General features: G+C 44.8%; 14 protein-coding genes. 8 read left to right on the plus strand and 6 right to left on the minus strand.

The genetic code is table 11. The annotated features are described in order from the left end of the window. Positions 1 to 34 precede the first annotated feature (34 nt). From GTH32_RS09070 to GTH32_RS09085, 4 genes are all read right to left on the minus strand, one after another. Positions 35 to 2,854, minus strand: a complete 2,820-nt coding sequence (locus GTH32_RS09070) for a glycine betaine ABC transporter substrate-binding protein (RefSeq protein ID WP_163084939.1) — start codon at positions 2,852 to 2,854, stop codon at positions 35 to 37. Positions 2,855 to 3,115: 261 nt separating this feature from the next. Further along, on the minus strand, positions 3,116 to 4,072 hold the full coding sequence (locus GTH32_RS09075) for a YihY/virulence factor BrkB family protein (RefSeq protein WP_163084942.1): 957 nt from the start codon (positions 4,070 to 4,072) through the stop codon (positions 3,116 to 3,118). A gap of 133 nt (positions 4,073 to 4,205) precedes the next feature. Further along, complete coding sequence (locus GTH32_RS09080; RefSeq protein ID WP_163084944.1) at positions 4,206 to 4,703, minus strand: DUF6644 family protein; 498 nt, start codon at positions 4,701 to 4,703, stop codon at positions 4,206 to 4,208. A 13-nt stretch (positions 4,704 to 4,716) separates the two neighbouring features. Beyond that, entirely contained in the window at positions 4,717 to 6,429 is a 1,713-nt protein-coding gene (locus tag GTH32_RS09085) for a DUF6152 family protein (RefSeq protein ID WP_163084946.1), read from the minus strand. Positions 6,430 to 6,887: 458 nt separating this feature from the next. Here GTH32_RS09085 and GTH32_RS09090 point away from each other — a divergent pair, with 458 nt between their 5' ends. Continuing rightward, the gene (locus GTH32_RS09090; protein ID WP_163085143.1) at positions 6,888 to 7,439 is read left to right on the plus strand and encodes a type 1 glutamine amidotransferase domain-containing protein; all 552 of its coding nucleotides are present in this window, start codon (positions 6,888 to 6,890) and stop codon (positions 7,437 to 7,439) included. Between the two features lie 25 nt (positions 7,440 to 7,464). After that, entirely contained in the window at positions 7,465 to 8,160 is a 696-nt protein-coding gene (locus tag GTH32_RS09095; RefSeq protein WP_163084948.1) for an SDR family oxidoreductase, read from the plus strand. A 2-nt stretch (positions 8,161 to 8,162) separates the two neighbouring features. Here the strand turns inward: GTH32_RS09095 and GTH32_RS09100 are convergent, their stop codons facing one another. After that, positions 8,163 to 10,046 carry a diguanylate cyclase gene (locus tag GTH32_RS09100; protein ID WP_163084950.1) on the minus strand — a complete coding sequence of 628 codons (1,884 nt, stop codon included), beginning with the start codon at positions 10,044 to 10,046 and terminating at the stop codon, positions 8,163 to 8,165. Positions 10,047 to 10,513: 467 nt separating this feature from the next. Between GTH32_RS09100 and GTH32_RS09105 the strand changes: the two genes are divergently transcribed. From GTH32_RS09105 to GTH32_RS09125, 5 genes are all read left to right on the plus strand, one after another. Next, a complete protein-coding gene (locus GTH32_RS09105; protein WP_163084952.1) occupies positions 10,514 to 10,981 on the plus strand; it encodes a MarR family transcriptional regulator in 468 nt (155 codons plus the stop codon). A gap of 1 nt (position 10,982) precedes the next feature. Continuing rightward, the gene (locus tag GTH32_RS09110; RefSeq protein ID WP_163084954.1) at positions 10,983 to 12,047 is read left to right on the plus strand and encodes an HlyD family secretion protein; all 1,065 of its coding nucleotides are present in this window, start codon (positions 10,983 to 10,985) and stop codon (positions 12,045 to 12,047) included. Between the two features lie 10 nt (positions 12,048 to 12,057). After that, the gene (locus tag GTH32_RS09115; RefSeq protein WP_163085144.1) at positions 12,058 to 13,119 is read left to right on the plus strand and encodes a DUF2955 domain-containing protein; all 1,062 of its coding nucleotides are present in this window, start codon (positions 12,058 to 12,060) and stop codon (positions 13,117 to 13,119) included. A gap of 182 nt (positions 13,120 to 13,301) precedes the next feature. Then, positions 13,302 to 13,931, plus strand: coding sequence for a DUF6515 family protein (locus tag GTH32_RS09120; protein ID WP_163084956.1), 630 nt, complete (start codon positions 13,302 to 13,304; stop codon positions 13,929 to 13,931). Positions 13,932 to 13,987: 56 nt separating this feature from the next. Further along, positions 13,988 to 14,902, plus strand: coding sequence for a dienelactone hydrolase family protein (locus tag GTH32_RS09125; protein ID WP_163084958.1), 915 nt, complete (start codon positions 13,988 to 13,990; stop codon positions 14,900 to 14,902). A 73-nt stretch (positions 14,903 to 14,975) separates the two neighbouring features. Here the strand turns inward: GTH32_RS09125 and GTH32_RS19500 are convergent, their stop codons facing one another. Next, positions 14,976 to 18,587, minus strand: coding sequence for a polysaccharide deacetylase family protein (locus GTH32_RS19500; protein ID WP_246223202.1), 3,612 nt, complete (start codon positions 18,585 to 18,587; stop codon positions 14,976 to 14,978). 322 nt (positions 18,588 to 18,909) lie between these two features. On the opposite strand from GTH32_RS19500, the gene GTH32_RS09135 reads away from it, so the two are divergent. Next, positions 18,910 to 19,206 carry a hypothetical protein gene (locus GTH32_RS09135; RefSeq protein ID WP_163084960.1) on the plus strand — a complete coding sequence of 99 codons (297 nt, stop codon included), beginning with the start codon at positions 18,910 to 18,912 and terminating at the stop codon, positions 19,204 to 19,206. The last annotated feature ends 1 nt before the right edge of the window (position 19,207 follow it).

Consider the following 19,207-nt stretch of genomic DNA (forward strand, 5'->3'; position numbering starts at 1 on the left):
TGCTTATGCGACACTGACCTTTTTAGCCTACACCTTATTGGTCGTTTGCCGTTTTATCCTGATAAAGGGCAAACCCAGTAAGCCATTGAATAATCCTATCGTTGTGGGCATTTACCCAGGTTTCTGACACCGCTTCAACGCTGGCACCATTTTCAATTTCTTGAAGCATACTTACTAAGTCTTTATTATCTATAAAATAATGATCAAGCAACTTCGCGATGGTAGGCAGGGAAGATGCCAACGAGGCGCGATAGCCTACTTTAATTTCTGTTCTCGGCCACGATGTTCCCTCTAGTTCGTCGCTACTATTGCGCCCACGCATAATGGCTTGCCATTGTGATTCGTCATGGGTTGGCTCACTAATAAACTTCACATGGTCATTACTAAACAAGGCATCGGGGTAATAACAAAAGAACAAACTTGCTTGCTGATTTCTATGGTTTTGGTTAATCAGTTTGTGTAGTAGATCCTGATCAAAGACATGATAGTCGTAGTATTTTGATAAACCGTATGCATTTAGGCGCCGTTTTTCGATGTCCAAGGCTGTCCAGCCTTTCGACCCCACCCATATATCGCCTCTGTTATTATTTGATAAGTCAAAGTTTGCGGCCGTTTTCGCTGATGCTAAGTCGGCCATAGCAACCTTACCGTCCGCTTGATAATTTGTATAACACAGCCCTTGTTGCCCGTAGGTTGATGTTTGGCTTAACGCCATGGTTTTGTAAGCACGAACAAACTTTCTAATTAGAGGTGCATTGTTGGCAACCCATATATCCGGGTGTACGTCGATACCGCCGTTACTTTTGCCTATTTCTTCAAAAGCTTGTTTATGTGGTATTGCTATCAGATGGGCTTGGGTTTCTGTATGTGTATTTATAATATCGCTCAATATATGCGCCTTAATTTGCGCGGCCGGCCAGTCAAGTAGAGCAATATTTACATGGGCGTTATTCATGTTGCGGTTTGAAACTATGGGAGAGGATTCATCGGCCCTAACATCGTTTATCGTTTCATAAAGAAGCGCATACCCGAAACCAAAGAATAAAAAGGTAAATACACCAAAAACCCAATAGCTTTTCACAACGGAGTCTGGGCCTGAAGATTTAGACGATAATGTATGCTCGACAGCGTCCACGGTGTGACTATTGCTCGCTGCAGTTTGCTCGCTATTAAATGCATTCGCATAAATTAGCATATCGCGGCACACCAAACCGTGATCGTGTCTCACTTGGGTGTATTTGTCCCGTTCATTGATAAGAAGAATAAGGAAAATAACCGAGGTTGCCACGATAAGAGAGAACAACGCTGCTGAGAAGCTATCGGGGCGAAATATAAGGGAGAAAAATACATTCGTCGCTCCCAATAATATTAAAATAACAAATTCCTCTGGTGGAATTCTATCGCTCTCCATTGTCATTATCTTTTCACCTACATTAAAGGTGCTCAGTAGCCGCTCTCTTACTGAGGCATCGCCCTCTACGTGCGTTAATAAGGTGTGCTTTATGGTTTGAATTTCATTTTGTACACGGCGCATTTCTTCTATCGATTGAAATGCCCGTAAAAATGTAAATAGATGTTTAGTGATATAACCGTGAATAAGTTGCTGATAGGTTTGTAAAGGAAGCGCTGAATTTGAAAACGCTTTCGGTAAACGCATCACTGATTCGTTAAATTCACCTAACAGGCGTTCTCTTTCGCGGTTAAGCGAGGTGGTGCGTTCTAACGCAAAGGTGGCTAACAAAACAAAGAAAACCGTAGAAACAGCCAGTAAATCGTAATAGGAGTCTATGGGGTAGGTAGGTGCAAAGATAAGCCAAATACCAATTAAACATACAGAGGTAAAAAGCACCAAAAGTGAGGAGCGCAGCGGAAACTTCAAGCCCAAAAATATGTTGGCCGAAACAATCAATACAGAAGCCACCGCTTCGTACTGATTTAAGATCCGTCCCTGCATGGTGGCTAAAATAATTACCGCACCCACAGGCATAAAGTACCAAAAAACACTAATCGATGCATTATCGGCTGAGTACACTGATAAGTCGTACAGTAAGCTTCCTAGCGCTAAGATAGCCACGCCCACAAAGGCAATAATAACGTAATCAAGGTTGGTAAACTGATTGTCCAATTGGCCAAAAAAGAAGAGCGTTCCTAATATCAGCGGAGCCGCCACGCACCGTACACCGGTCTCAGTTAAAATTGCTCGGCGCAGTGGGGTAAGTGATAGGTTTTGCTGCACACATAGGTTGCTCCATGCGTCCATACACTTCATCCGCATATAACAATTTATTGCCATGGCCAGCCCACCTAGTGCTGCAAGCATGATGGTATTTAACATAGGACTTTCTAAGAGTAGCCAGTCTGCAAGACTGATATTTGGTGCCATTAAAACCACAAATCCGGCAAACGCGGCCCCTGAAAAGATATAGTCTGTTGCTGAAGTAGTGCGCTGGGACTTTCTTAATGTGCTATCAATGTAGAAAAATAAAATAGGCCAAGCTTCAAATATGAGAATGGCTATTACATCAAACTCTTGTGAAGACTGCAGTGCTGCATAAAGGAGCAAATGATTGGTACAAATAAGCACCCCTGATGCGAGCGTGGGCCAATATAATGCGGGTGCTTTATATTGCGCTAACAGCTGGGGGAGCCTTATGTGTGTGTTTCGGTAAAATACCGCCACTACCACAACCAGGGTGGCTACTGCGGCAAGCGTGTGTGAAATCCCCGCGACAAATAGCGTACTGGAGCGATCGATTAAATAGTTAACGAGCGGCGGGTAGAGCATCCATAAAATAATCGACACACACATAAGCATGACTGGCGAGCGCAACACATGAGAGAAAAAAGCAGCCAATGGTATTCCCTTATAAAACAAAACGTAAAGTAAGCTGAGATATAAAAATTCTAGCACGATAAGCCGCGGGCATTTATAAAAGTTACTGATGGGGGAAGGTTTTTATAAGGCGCGTTACAGCACTTTCGATACTATTGTTACGAAACGATAGTAATGCTTTTTTCGCCATTTCTACCGCGCGTAAAGGCAAAGTAGTGTTTCTACCGCGTTTAGCGCGGGCTAAGCGCAATGGGGCATGCCCGCTTTCGGTTTAATGCAGGGTTACTTATGCTGCAGATCTTCTGGGGTATTGTCAGCTACCACAGCGTCGCGTTGCCCCATGGGTTTGTCGTCACCTACCGTACTGTCGGCGGTGGTTTGAAGCTCTACAGCCGAGTTTACCTCAGCGCCAATGAGGATGATATAGGCGCTTAGGTATAACCACATAAGCAAAATAATGATGCCACCTACCGAGCCATAGGTTTTGTTATAAGTGGCGAATTCACTTAGGTAAATAGAAAAAGCGTATGAGGCAGCTACCCACATTAAGGTAGCAAAGATTGAACCTGGGGTTACCCAGCGCCACTGCGCAGAGCGACGATGAGGCGCGTACCGATAAAGCGCAGATAGACTAAAATTAAACAGTAGCAACATAACAGGCCACGTTATCCACGCCGCTTGCTTGCTAGTGAGTAAGTCCCCGGCCAACCAGCTTATTATTTTGGGAAAAAAGGTAATACATGATAGCGCCACAATAACCGTCGCTATCATACTAATTGTACAAACAATTCGCGCAAGAATGCCGGCAAAGAAGCTTCGTCCCTCGAATTCACAGTAGGTAATATTGCAGGCAGTTATTAACGCATTGGCGCCTTTGCTACTACTCCATAACGATAGCACCAAGGTAAGAAGAAATCCCCAGCCCAAGGTTGAACTCGACTTCTCAGTTAGGTTCTTCAATTGTTCTTCTATGATATAGCTGCTATCACTTGGAACAACATTGACCAATAACGCCATATGGTTTTGTAGCTCTTCTGGCGATACCAATAAACCGTATAAAGAAATTGTAGCACCGAGTAAGGGAAATATTGCTAACAAGCAGTAAAAGGCGACCCCCGCAGCGATAAGCGGTACATTATGACTTTGCATATTTGAGACTATGCGTTTAGCAATAGGCCACCAACTTTTAGTGGGTAGCTCAAGAACCGACTTTGCTTTATTTACGTGCTGTGTACTCATGTATATACGTCAATCTTTGTTGCCCGATACGGTTGGTACTGTGCAGTGGCAAAGTCGGTTTACTTATGAAGCAAAACTAAGTGAGAGCGAAAGGCCCTCATCCGGTGTTATTTCAACGCATTGTTTAAACCAGTTAAGGTGTTTCTAAATATGGAATAAAGCGCCCTAAAACAATAACTATCAGCCACAGTATCAGCGAGAGCCACGCCACTAAACGCGCACGGTTCGTTAACTGTTGGCCGGCAAAAGAGCGGTAAAGTTTAGGTTTTACGTGGAGTATAAAAAACACGGTGTTAAGGCCTGCCAGTCCAATGGTAAACATCTTCAACCAAAACGCGATGTTGACAAGATAGCGTCCAGGATCGCCAATAACAAACAGCGCCCCTGAGATAAAATTTATAACAAAACCAATAACCGCAAAGCGCAAAAAAAATGAGACCTTATCTAGGGGGAGGTGCTTGGCAAATCCAATAATACGCAGATCAACCACCATTAGTGAGCCAAACAGTACGCTAAGCCCCACAAAGTGGGCCATTTCAAGGGCGGGGAATACCACCGCGTTATCCATAACTACGTGGTTCATGGCGCTAGTAGAAAGCGTATCTATTGCCCAACAAAGCAGTGAATTCATAGGCTTATACTCCTCACCCCATATAGCCAATAAGTCGGCCCGCTACAATAGCGCCTATCCAGCTCAATAATGCTAAAAGCGCTAATGGTCGTAGGCCATCGCCGTTATCGTTTGTTTGCTTTGTGCATGAGCGAACCAGTTGCCAGGTAATAATTAAGCCTATCACTACCAAGAGCAACTTAATGCGAAACGCCCAGTTATAGTATAATTCCACGGCGTTGCCTAAAAATAGTGCGGTACCGGAAAACAAGTTAATAACAAAGCCGATGAGCGCCACGTGCCAGTAGGGGGTCATAGCATTGAGCGGTATGCTAGGTGCGAACCCCACTACGCGAATGCATATCATCAGTGCAATACCTACCATGGTCGCCATACCGATAGCGTGTAGTGAAAGCACGATAGGGTAACCCCACTGCGTGCTAGCAACCATAGTGCCGAGCCACGAATCTTCTAGCGTAATAAGCAGAGTAGACGATGAAGCTCGAGGGGAAGCAGTTGATTGTTTCGTTACACCTAAACCACCTAAGCTATCCGAGCCTCTTTCAGCGGTTAAATCTTCGCATTCGTAGGGCTGGTAACCTGCTTGTGTAAGTGTAACCTGATCGCTCCCTGTCATCGGCGCTTCAAGGTATAAGGGGTCGCGTATTGTATACTCCCGTGTTAATACAGTACCGTCATCACTTAAGGTAAAGCGTTCAACTATAGTTAACTGCGAGCTATTTTTTGCTGGAGAGGGAGGCCCTGGTCTCCCATTTTTTGGCGGTGCCGTCCGTTCGGACAGGTCGGATGGGGGTAGGTCAGATGGAGGCGGAGGCCGGTTATCGTTGTTATCTTTCCCGCGCTGTGGCATGCCGCCGGGATTTCCGTCTATTGGGGCCATTATCCAGCCTTCATCGAAGCCTGTTGTTGTAACTACCAAGGTGTTGCCCTGCCATTCGCCCGTTGAGAAGCCAGCTCTATTAGGCTGGTAGTCGGTGGGCATGGGGGTGCCATCAAGGTAAATTGTCCGCTTTAGACTCATAAAGCCATACGTTAGGGTAATTTTTGTATCTGTTTGCTCGATTTTATTTACCATTAAATCGAACCACCAATCCATAATGATATTGGTGGGCTTACACTGGTAGCGAGGGTTTTGCGCCGCCGTTGCGTCTTTTACGGCTAACTTACCTGCTTCGGTAAGCAAGGCTCTGCCGCCACCACCGCCGGGCCGTTGCCCCTTTTTACGTATCATTACCCAGTTACCCGCAAGATTTGGCGCGCCGTCTTCACGAATTACCGCGCGTTCTGCGCGTTCCTTTTTTATATCTTCATCGTGTTGGTGAGAATGAATGAGAGTGCCATTTTCATCAAACTCGCTATCTCGATGGGCGGAAACCCCATTCTCAAAGGTGATTTCTTGCATATAACAGGTGGTAGGGTCGGTGCGATCCGGCGATCCTTTGATGACAATATGGCTTCCGGTTTCAAAAAGTTCTTTGGTCCAACCGCGACGTTTAAGAAGCGAGCCTGATTGCAACTCGCAGCGCATATTAACCACATCCCCGCGTTCATTCGTGCTGTCAAAATAAACATAAGCATGAGGATTTACCAGGCGAACTCGGGTAATTTTTCCGCTCAACTCCACGCTAGCGCGCGTGTCGAATTGGCCACTGCTACCATGATGCGCATTAGCGGTCCACGATAGAAGTAGCGCTGCAACGAAGCATATACACCGCAGGTTCCACATTTTAGTATCCTTAAAAGCCCGTAACGTTGAGAAGAAATTACTTTTGGCAAATAGTAGATAAATACAACGGGAGTATCTAGGCTGCGAATGTAAAGACAGAATAAAGATCGGGAGATGTGTAAAACCTTCAGGTTAACTGAAAAAATTGGCTTACCCTTCGTGCTGCTAATTCTGGCGTGTCACTCTTTTCTTACTATTTATCATATGGTTAAAGCTTTTTTTTCGATGGTTTAGTTATTGCAGCTATTCACTATACGAAGGGTACGCAAACCATTGAATGTGCACAACTTGCAACAGCGAACACGCCAATAAAGGGCGACTAGATAGCGAAGCCATGTAGCGTGTATTTAGAAAACACTTGCTTCACTGTTCTCTAGCCTGAGGTGAAATGCTTACTTTGTTGCGTACCTGGCCATGTCGTTGTCGAAATCTGTAGTGAAAAGAGGAGATTAGAAGTGATGAACAATTCGCAAAACTTACAAGGTAAAACAGTGGCTATGTTAGCAACCAATGGGTTTGAGCAAATTGAATTATTGAAACCTAAAGAAATGCTCATTGCACAAGGCGCTATTGTAGATGTGATTTCCGTAGATGATCAAAGTGAGATTACAGGCTGGGATGAAGATAATTGGGGAGAAAAAGTAAAGGTAGACACCCAAGTTTCACAAGCTAATCCAAGTGATTATGACGCCTTAGTACTGCCGGGTGGCCAAATAAACCCAGATATTTTACGTACTAATAAGCAGGCAGTTGAATTCATCAGTAATGCCCACGCAGAAGATAGAATAAAGGTAATAGGCGCTATTTGTCATGGCCCTTGGCTATTAGTGGAATCGGGGTTAGCAGAAAATAATACACTTACTTCTTTCCCTAGCATTAAAACTGATTTAAAGAATGCTGGCGCTACATGGAAAGATGCAGAAGTGGTGCAAGACGGTAAGCTTGTAACAAGCCGAAATCCCGACGATATCCCAGCATTCGTTGAAAAAATTAGTGAGCTAGTTGCCTAGCATTAGGGATAACGAAGGAGTTTTTATGACCTCACAGCAATCGGCAGAGGGTAAAGTAGTAGTAATAACCGGCGCTTCTAGCGGAATAGGCGAAGCTACTGCTAAAGCCCTGGTGAATAATGGCGATAAAGTAGCGCTTATTGCCCGAAGTGATGACAAACTAACCGCGCTTGTAGATGAGCTCGGAGAAGATAACGCGTTTGCGGTAACCGCTGATGTTAGTAACTTTGATGCGTTAAATCAGGCATTTGAAAGCATTCATCGGCATTATGAGGTTATTGACGCCGTATTCGCAAATGCGGGCACAGGTGCGAGCGCAGCCGGTATTGAAAACGGTGATGTAGACGAATGGTCTACCATGTTGGGCGCCAATATAAACGGCTTGCTTTACACCGCGAAAGTGGCGTTACCGTTTCTTAAAGCGGGTAAAGGCCACTTTCTTCTTACCAGCTCGGCGGCAGGTCGAAAGACGATTAAGGGCTCCGTTTACGGTGCGAGTAAATGGTTTGCTTATGGCTTTGGTTTAAACCTTGCGGAAGAAATGCGCGAGTGGGGGGGAAAGTGTACAACGATCTGCCCAGGTATGGTTAACACACCATTTTTCGACGAACCTAAAGAGGATAAGCTGTCTCCAAAAGACATTGCTGAGAGCGTGTTGTTTGCTTTGTCGAGCAGTAAAACGGCCTGTATTCGAGAAGTTTATGTGATGCCAACAGATTAATTTTAGGGGGCCGTACGGGCCCCTTTAAACTGTTCATTATCTCGCCATACTGTTACTTTGTTCCTACCTTCTGATTTCGCGTCGAACAATGCCATATCTGCTTGATCGATAAGCTCAGACACAGTGGTTGCGTTGCCGGCAGTAGAGGTTATACCAATACTACAGGTTAAAGTAATACTATCAAGAACATAACCTTCTACATCGCGACGAATATCTTCAGCGATTGTAGTGGCATTATCTAAGTTTGTGTTAGGGAGCACAATACAGAATTCCTCACCGCCAAAGCGCGCCACAATAGCATTTTCCTCTACGTTATCTAACAGTATTTTTGCTACCCCTTGTAATACCCGATCGCCGGCACTATGGCCGTAAGTGTCATTAATCGTTTTAAAATGATCAATGTCTAGCATTATAAAGCTTAGGTTGTTGGGCACAGGCGGGCTATTAAATACGCGGTTAAGCGACTCAAAAAGAAAACGACGATTGTAACAATTGGTAAGAGGGTCGTGAGAGGCTAAATAATCGAGTTCTTTATTTCGCTGCTTTGAAAGCATGAAACGTCGGAAAATAAACAACGCGGCAATAGTGCAAAGCGTTAGCAGTAATGACAGGGTAAACTTGGCATAGCGACTTTTACTAAGCTCTAGTTCTGATATTTGTTGTTTACTGCGCGCGATAGCAATTTCATTGTTCTTCTTTTCCAGAGCAAGCCTGTCGAGTTCGGTACGTTTTCGTAACCCCTCTAGTTCTAGTTCTAACTTATAGGAATGAAGAGCCGCACGCGCAATGGCGAGTTGCTTGGCGCTTTCCTGATTGTGGATCGTTTCAGAGAGTTCCAACTCCTGTTCGGCGTAATCAAGGGAGCGGCTTATATTCCCGCTTAATTTCTCCCCTTTTCTAAGCAGCGCGATAGCGCGTAACTGATATTCATCGCTATCCGTTTTTTCCGCCAGTGCTAACGCATCGCTAAGTACTAAAAGTGCTTGCGGTAAATCGCTCGTTAAGAGCGCTTCTCCGAGTGGGATAAGGGCGTCTATTTTCTGTTTATCACTTTTCACCTGTTGGGCTAAAGAAAGGGATTGTCGGTAATAACCAATGGCGCTAGACACATTGTCTTTGGCGCGGTAAATATCGCCAATAATGCGGGTGGTATGCGATTGTTTTTCTATTTCTTTTTCGTCTTTATAAATCGCCAACGCTTGTTCAGCAAGACGAGCGGCAGCCTCATAGTTGCCTGTATTCAAATCGATAACAGCTGTTTCCCGAAGGGCCGTTGCCAAGGTTCTTGCTTGCACCTTGCTTCGGGGTAATTTAATTGTATTGCTAAAAAAGGAACGGGCTAAATCAAACTGTCCAAGGCGAATATAGATATGGCCAATTTCGTTCGAAGTTTTTGCTATGCCGCTTGCATCGTTAACATTGGAAAAGTACACAAATGCACTTCTTGCATGCGCTAAAGACGCTTGGTAGCGTTCAATGTAACGATAAATAATAGCAGCTCCCATGTGAGCTTTCGCTTCGCCTTCAGGGTCATCTATTTGACTGTGAATTTTTAAACTCTGTGTAGCGTGGTTGAGTGCGGTCTCAAAATTCCCCAAATAGCGCTCAGCTTCGGCCAAGGTGTTTAGGGTGCGGGCCATATACTTTTTGTTGTCGATTTCTGTAAAAACTGCAAGGGCTTTTCGGTAGTAGTCAGCCGTTTCTTCTCTACGCTTTAGCCGCTTTAAAGACTGAGCGATATCGGTATAGGTTATCCCTAAGCGTTTCTTCGACGAGAGGTCGTCGTGCGTTTCTAGTAGCATCGCAGCACTAAGGTATTTCTGCGCAGCCTGTTGATAGGCCTTTAAACGGTAATGTTCGTCTGCCACTGCAAGAATAGCCTCCACCGAAGAAGTTCCTTCAGTTTGAGCGCTCTGGAGATATTTATATTGGGGTGGTTGTAAAAATGAAACACCATAGGACTGCGTATGCATGAACACGAATGCAATGAAAATTATACGGGGCAGGGCAAAATGCTTCAATGGTGTAATTCTTTAAACTACAAAGCGTAAGGGATAAACATGTGATTGATATTAGCTTATCCGACCAGCAGTTCAACTAAATAACGCATTTAGTCTAGATCTTTACTGCCGAATATCGAATTTATATGTAATTTCTATACTTTCGTTTAGTCCACCTTGTTGTCACATTCGATTAGCACCAACCATTGCCCCTATATCATGCGCCTATTTACGCCTATCTCATCGTGCAACTGCTAGGTTCAGTCTCCGCTTCCCTTACTCATTTCTCTGTTATTTACTTAGCCTGCTAATTAATGTTAATATGGTTAGCAAGCTAAGTAAGGGGGGATAGTATGTCGCATCAACAGTTTCACGAAACATTGGATCTTAGTATCGTTGGTAGTATGGGAAGAGTGCATCGCCTTTGTCGCGACGCTGTAACCGTAGCGGTGGAGCCACTAGGGCTAACCCAATCTAGATGGACTGCGCTAGTGCATATCGATACGTTGGGAGAGGGGGTAACACAACTGGCGTTGGCCACCAGTTTGGGAATTGAAATGCCCTCATTAACCCGAACGATAAAGCAACTTGAAGAGCAGCAATTAATTTCCCGCCAGGTGGATAAAAACGATAAACGTAGCAAAAAACTGTACTTTACCGAACAAGGCCGCCAGGTACTTGAGTCGTTACAGCAGAAACTGACAGATATTAAACAACAGCTATATAAAACGCTTACCCACCAACAGCTAAACGAAGTAGCACATGCGCTGGTGCAACTAGAGAAAAATGCGCTTGCCTGTATAGAGGCGGGGAGAGCTTAGTATGACACCTGATCAAACGTTTTCACGCTATGTTCGCTTTTCACTCTATGGGTTTATTTTAGTCTTTATTTATTACCTACTTGCCGACATTTATATGCCGGTTACACCGCAGTCACGTATTTATCATCCTGTGGTACAGATGGCACCACAGATAAGCGGCAGGGTTACGAAGGTGTTTGTTAAGAACAACCAAGCGGTAGAAGCCGGGGACGTGCTATTTGAATTAGATAGACAACCTTACAAGATTGCTTTGGAACAAGCACAACTTGCGTTAGATGATGCTCGTTTACAAAATCAGCGTCTTGATACCCAGATCATGTCGCTTAATGCACAGATTAAGGCGGCAGAGGCAAAATTGCATGAGCAAAAATTACTTAAAACCCGCGGCGAATCGCTTTTTCAACAAGGGTCAATATCTGAGCAAGAGCTTGAAACCATAAATGCTAATTATTCAGCGAGTGTAGCAGCGGTATCTTCGCTTAAAGCCCAACATGCAGAGGTGGTGTTAGCGAGGGGAGAGCAGGGAGAGCAAAATTTGGCTGTGCGTCATGCAGCGAACCAACTTTCACAAGCCAAACTTAATTTGTCCTATACCCAAGTACGCGCATTGCGTGATGGCGTGGTTGCTAATTTGCAATTGCAAGAAGGCGCTTATGCAGCAAAGGGAACGCCTTTGCTAGCTGTGGTCGCATCTGATGGAGACCTTGTCGCAGATTTTAGGGAAAAGTCGTTATTACATACGCACGAGGGAAGTAAGGCGGTGGTAGTTTTTGACAGTCGCCCAGGTGAAACATTCAGCGCGCAGATCGAATCTTATGAAGCGGGTGTAAGCGCGGGACAGCTAAATGCAAATGGTACATTGTCGGCAACGGAAACGAGCAATCGTTGGGTGCGTGATGCACAACGTCAACGTATTCACCTGACCATGTCACAGGCGGCAAATGTGCTTACAACCATGCCCAGCGGGGCCCGTGCCACGGTGCAACTTCTGCCAGAATCAACCGTGGGGCAGTGGCTGGCTACGGCCCAAATAAACGTTATAAGCTATTTACACTACATTTATTAACGGAGTTACTATTAATAACGGAACTACAGAGGCCGCAAGCAAGGGGCCTCATTTAGATAAGAATGGTCTTCGCCAAGCGTTGCGAATTGCCGGCGGATGTACCCTGGGTTTCACTATTAGCAAACTAATGAATTGGCCATATGGGATATTTTTTACCGTGTATCCCATGTTGTTACTAGGGTTAGTACCTGTGATAAACCGAGGGGTTATTAGGCAATTTATCGCAAGTGCCGGGTACAGTGCATTTGTTGTCCTTATCTTTCAAGGACTACTTTCACATTTACCGATAGTTATGACCATAGTAGTGTTCCTATCATTTTGTATTCTGTTTTACCAAATGAGCAGTGGTAGCGGTTTTTTATTTGGTGCAATGGGGGCGGTAGGGCTATCAATACAGTTACATTTTTCTAGCTATGTTAGCGGAGAAAGTAGTATCTACCCACTGATAGTGAGTAACGGTTTTGCCACATTATTGTCAATTGCAATAGCGGTATTAATGCACGGACTATTTCCTGATGTAATGCTCAGACGGCCGCGAGCTATGCCAACAAAAACAGCAGAAAGTATCCGTCACGAGGTATTGCTTTGTGCATCCGTCGCAACCCTTTCGTTCGTGGTCTTTCAAGTACTCGATTTACAAGACTCAATTTCAGCCCAAGCAGCCTCAGTTTTAATTTTGTTTTCTCTATGTTGGAAAGCCGCTGGGGTAGCCGGATGGCAGCGGGCGATAGGCACCTTAATAGGTTGCAATGTGGCGTTACTTGCCCAGCTATTGTTGTATAACCACAGTAACTTCCTGCTTTTTTCGGTGATGATATTGTGGCTGCTATCATTCATTTTTAGCCGCTATCATATTTTAGGTGGTGGCGTACCTGGGGTAGGCTTTGGCGTGCTTACTACCTTTGGCATTTTGTTTGGTAACTCTTTAGCGCCCAATCAAGACGTAATCTACAGCGCTTTGTATCGTTTCAGTTCGGTAGCAGTAGCAATACTAGTAAGCCTGTGCGCCGTGTACGTAATGCACCACATATTAAACCGCTTTAGCGTTACCCGACACCACACCTACGATTAAGTAGGCAACTGAAAAAAGAGGCGAATGCAAAAGGGAAAGTCGCTTAAAGAGGGGGAGAATTTTACCTCTTCTATACAAACATTGGCTCTACCTTGACGAATCTTTGCCTTATACCGCACTCATAGTAATACCAAGTAGGGTCGCTTTGCTTGTGTAATACAAAAGGTATGAGGAAATTTATAATGCGCTTTCGATTTTTCATAGTAACAGCAGTTGCAGCTACGCTTATTGCCGGGTGTGCTCATTCTCATGGAGGGGGCCGCGGACATGTACACGCAGGAGCCAATGTTGGAGGAAGAGCCGGTGCGGTTGCCGTGGGTATAGGTATAGGTGCGCTTATTACAAACGTACTCACTCACCCGCGATATAAAATAGATCACACCCCCCTACGTATCCCGGATAATGCCAAGGATATTCATTTTCACGGTGTTACCTATCACTACCACAAGGGCGTTTATTACCGGAAAATAGACGGCAGGTTTCATGTTGTAAAGCCGCCTTTAGGGATTACCGTCGCTGCATTGGGTCCCCACCCAGATACTATTATCATCAATGGTGACACTTATTACGTGGAGCAGGGGGTGTATTACTATCGTTCAGGTGGCCAATATATCGTCGTGGATGAACCAAAAATTCCTAGTGGGAAGCGCAATACTAAGTACGTTTCAGGGCAGTTTTATACCGATTTACCGAGCCGCGCCCAACCCGTCAATATTAATGGTATTCAATATTTCACGTTTGATGGGGTCTTTTTCTTACCGCAGCCCGTAAACGGTAAAGTGCGTTATTTGGTGGTTGAGCTTAATAAATAAAACAACATTTATGTACTAGTATGATAAAGGTCTTTATCTCAATATAGGGTGTCACAATGGCAACATCAGCGAAGGAAACAAATACAACGACTATTTCTATTCCGCAAGAAGCGTTTGATTGGTACGACGAATACGCGCATGGAGATATTGACCGCCGTACGTTTTTAAGCCGTTTGGCTTCTTTGTCAGTGGCAGGATTATCGGTGGGGGTTATTGGCAGTGCTTTAATACCTGACTATGCAAAAGCTGAGCAGGTTTCGTTTAATGACCCGGCGATAAAGGCCACCTACGAAGAATTTCCCTCACCTAAAGGCCATGGCACCGGTAGTGGATATCTAGTAGTACCTACGCAACTAAGTGAAAAGGAAACAGCGCCAGCTGTATTGGTTGTGCATGAAAATAGAGGGCTAAACCCTTATATTAAAGACGTTGCAAGAAGGCTTGCGATGGAGGGGTTTGTTGCATTTGCACCGGATGCATTGTCTCCATTAGGGGGGTACCCTGGTAACGACGATGAGGGTAGAGCAATGCAAAAAAGCCTTGATCGGGAGAAGATTGAGCAAGATTTCGTTGCTGCTGCCAGGTGGCTTGATAAGCATGATAAAACCACAGACAAACTCGGCGTGGTTGGGTTTTGTTTCGGCGGCTATATTAGCAACTTTTTAGCGGCCAGTTTGCCAACGCTTATCGACGCAGCGGTGCCATTTTATGGAACGCCGGCAAGCGAAGGGTTGCAAGAGCAAGTAAAAGGGCCACTGTTGCTACATTTTGCAGAAAACGACAAGCGTGTGAATGCAACGTGGCCTGAGTATGAGAAGGTACTAAAAGCCAATAAAGCCACATACCAAGCTCACGTTTATGGCAAAGCGCAGCATGGCTTTCACAACGACTCCACTAGCCGTTACAGCCCCAAAGATGCTGAGTTAGCATGGCAGAGAACCTTGGCGTTCTTTAAGCAACACCTTAGCTAGAAGGCCTTTTGTCGACTACCACACCCTCACATCCTTTGGTTTTTGCGTGTACCTAATGCCTAGTATGCTTAGCCTAATGATGAGGGGGCTTTTTTTGGTTTGTTTGAAGGAGCGTAGCTGCTTCACTCACCGTACAAAAGCGTACCTTTCTTTCAGATGATATGTACTCCACCACCTCTTTTATTGACCCAGCAATGGCATTGAATGCGTTTTCTTGTGCCACGAAACTGTTTTCGTTATCAACTAAGCTAGAGCTGTGCATAAACATATGCAAAATTGGGTAGTCATTATCAAGCGCACGTTTAACTAAAGTTTTCATGTCCTCAGGTTTACTTAATTCAGGACACAAGTATATTTTACGCAACACCCGAGTGTGCCAGGCAACCCCTACAGAACGTAACCACCTAAGGGGGTAGGCACACAATAATTGGTGGATACGATTAGCCATCGCAAAGTTTTTTCGATTAAAGCCAACGGTAACGGGTAACTCGAAGATATCTCGTTGGTCGCTTTGTGCCAATGGGTCTTTATAGGCAGGCCAGTAAGGCAACAAGGGCCCCCCATAACAATCAAAGTATTTTGTTTTATAGTAGGGATAAACACTGGAGTCTACGGTAATGCCGCGAGCAGCCAGTAACTTTAACGTCTTCTCGTCTATGCCCCATCGCCCAGTTCTAAATGAATTTGGGGCAACATGAAACTGTTGTTGTAACTTCTCTAGTAAAGCATCTAGCTTCTGTTTTACTTGTGTTTCGGGCAGATTAACAACGTGAGACCCTTTATCGTCAGTAGGGCCAAAATAAGGTGGGTTGCACCAAGGGTGCAAATGCGCGCCCATTTCACATGCACCTTCGTCAATATAGGGTTTCAGGGTGGCCACAGAGGCTTCATCGTCGGCCACAGCATAATCAACTAAGTAGGTTGGGCGAATGCCTAGTTGGTGGAAAAGCTGTTGCAACTGCGGTATTTTCTTTATGTTTGTTAGCTCAAAATCTCGCTCGGGAAAGCCTTCTTCCCAGCTCCACTCTTCCTCAGTATCAATGGAAAAAACAAAAATAACCGGTGGCTTGTTCTCATTATTATGGGGGACCTGTGATGTGGAATCTGAGTTTGATAAACGATGAGACAACCATTGTCGCTCTCTTTTAAAAGAGAAGTTAACAAAACGGCGGGCTACCGCTGTTACCGCATATAAGACACGGTTACCCTGATAGGCTGCAGGTTTCCACGTTGGGCGTATTGGCGCATAGTTAGTGTTTGACAGGGAGTGCTGGTAAAACTCAACCACGCCACAATTTTGAAGGATAAGCGCTAAGATCCGCGCATAATGCTTTTCGCTAGAATGGGTTAGCTTATCGATAAGCGCATGGTAAAGGTCAAAGGCTTTGTTTTCCATTTCGGGGTATTGTTTGTTGGCATAGTAGTTCGCCATGAGCAGTACATTTACCTTACGTAAATCCTGGGCGGTCCAAGTGTCGTTAGGGTACTCGAGAATGTCTGGGGTGGTTAAATATAACTGCTCATTTTTCACCATCCACTGAGCGTAGTGGAGTAATGCATCCCGTGCGTAGTAAAAACTATCATCTTTGGTTCTGTGCTGCTCTTTAACAAATAAGTAGCGTGTTACCGATTGCAAAAAAACAGTATAAAACCAGTTGTTTTCAATGTCGCCTAACTCGCGAGCGGCTACATCATCATTGGGGTGCACGGTATGACTAATGACGTATTCAGCCCGGGTTAAATAACTAAGATCTAGCGTAAGTTCATAGCAGTCTAGCAACGCATTAATGTAGTTTGCAGTACCTCTGTCTAGCGGATACTGTTCGCTAAAGGCATCTTTTAAGCCGCGTACTTTACGGTTTTTTATTGCCACTAGAAGCTCTAAACAGGTGTTTGACCCCTCATAAAAATTACTCACCCACTGAGTTAGTTGTAATACTGCAGCTTTAGACCTTTCGTTTCCGGTCATAAAGTAGTGCAACATCAAGCCAGCGGTGTAACAATGTTGCCCCCCTGGGCCTCCGCCCCCTGCATGATCCATATACGCACCTTGCTTTTGGTGCTTAGAATATGCGCGATGCGTACTGGTATAGGCTTGAAGGTAATGGTCTGTATGCCAAAAAAGCCCACCGTTATATTCTGGTTTATCGTGTTCAGTATGATAAATATCGATATCAATAACATGTTTGGCGAGTTCATCGGCAAGGGTGAACCACGTATAGTTACCACTGACGAGGTGCTGTCTCAGCATGCCATATAAGGGATCGTATTGGTTGTTATAGTGGCTAACAAAAATATCATCGCCATCGTGAGAGGCGGTTTCATGATCAGCGTAGATATCGCCAAAATTACGCCAGCCATATTCATCTACCTGCTCGCGTTTTTGTACGAATGCACTTTCGCCTTCGATACACTGATTAATTAACGCCTGCATTTTAGCATCAGGGAGGGCGTGACTATAATGGGCTATAACGTTACATTCATCTACCCATTTACTTGGTATAGATAGCTGAGTGACGTGATTACAAAAGCGCAAACTATCGAGTGAGTCTGAGAACCACATGGTGTGGTTTTTTTTCTCCCCACCTTGCAGCTCATACATTATGTCAGGCTGTTCGGGGAATAGCGCAAGGGTTAACCCTTCTTTATCGGCAGCTAATGCGTTCGGGAAGTTTTGCCAAAACGTTTCAATTTCTACTGCAATCCCGCCCGTTTCTGTCATTAATTCTATCGCGGGCTGGCAGCGCATTCCTTGCTCGATTGCGGCATTCCCCGCAGTAACAGAGTAGCCTTTACGCGTAAGAGGTACCTGATTATCCTTATTTACATGTACTGGGCTTTGCCAGTTTTCACCCCCGCTGGAATGTTGGGTAATCGCTAATTCAGGTACAGGCAAACTGCGCGCTTCTTCGAGCGGGGAAAGATAATAATTCCCGTGTAGCGGTGGTTTCGTCGCCACCTTTAACGCAAGGCTTTTAAAATAATATGACCCTGAATCGCCGAGATCCCAGATCCCATTCTCATGAGTGGCTGGTGCAGGGTTATGAATAGTTACGTCTAACGATACTGCAGATATCCCAGCGTAGAAACGATAGCTTGCCTCAAATTGTAATCTTGGTTGATTTGCTGGGGCTTCAAATTCGCCATACATGCTAATCTGTAAAGATTTGTTCTTCCCACTTTTCGGGTGGCGATAAAAGCGATGCGCGAAATGATGTATTTTCGCATTTAGGCTCAGCCCCGATTGCGTTATAAGTGTCATCTCGCTGGGACTATTTTGGGTATCCGGCACAGGTGCAGTTAGAGAACGTTTGTTAAGCTTTATTGATTGCTTTGCGTTTTCTACAATTAAATAGCCAGCACATTCATGTAGTTGAATATGGCTATCATCTTCGTAGGACTGCTCCGCTGAGGGCGATGAACTCGAAAGCGTATAGTCTTTTGCGTGGGCAGACGCTTCAATAATGCCTAGTTCGAGCCACTTAATACTGCCATCGGGCCAGCGGGCAGTAGGGTGACAATAGTAATCTGCGGTGGTTGAGGCCAGTGTCAGTTCTGATATTGAACGAAACCGCCCCTGAGGAAAGGGCACGCCACAGCGTTTCAGCCGTGAACTTTGCAAGCCAGGTGCATCACCATTGCATGAAAGGGGAAGTGATAACGGAGCGTCCTTGTTAACTTGCATAGAAATTTTTTCTCTTCTTATTCGGTAACGTACTGTCTATTAGCCTGAACTCAATAGCAGCGCTAGTGCTTCCATGTTAACGCAATACGGGGTTAAGGCAATCCATCTTTGATGCCCCTTTTAAACGTATGTGTGACATGTGTATTAAACCGTTTAACGAGTAAAAAAAATACCCAATAGACAATTTTTGTGCTAATTGTTTAGATATTGGACAGGTCGCACACTCATTCAAAACTAAAAAAAGCTACATTAACGTGCTCAGTCGTACTGTCGTTATCTAATAAAAATACTTACCCCGCCTATATTTAAAAGGATTATGTGTATGACGAACACGGAAATACGTCAAATTGTGTTTGACGCTTTAGATATGATTAACCAAGTTCGCGAAAGCGATAGGCAAATTCCACTAAAACAGGATACCTCTCTTTACGGTGTTCAAGGTCATTTGGACTCAATGGATTTGGTGGGGCTACTCATTGATATTGAAGAAAGCTTACAGGACGAAGGGCTTGATATTTCACTAAGTGATGACAGAGCCATGTCGCAAAAAAACAGTCCTTTTCTTACTGTAGCCACGCTAGTCGCGTACATATCTAACGCGCTCACCTCCGAGGCATAAC

The sequence above is a fragment of the Alteromonas profundi genome (assembly GCF_010500865.1).
Lineage (GTDB): Bacteria > Pseudomonadota > Gammaproteobacteria > Enterobacterales > Alteromonadaceae > Alteromonas > Alteromonas profundi.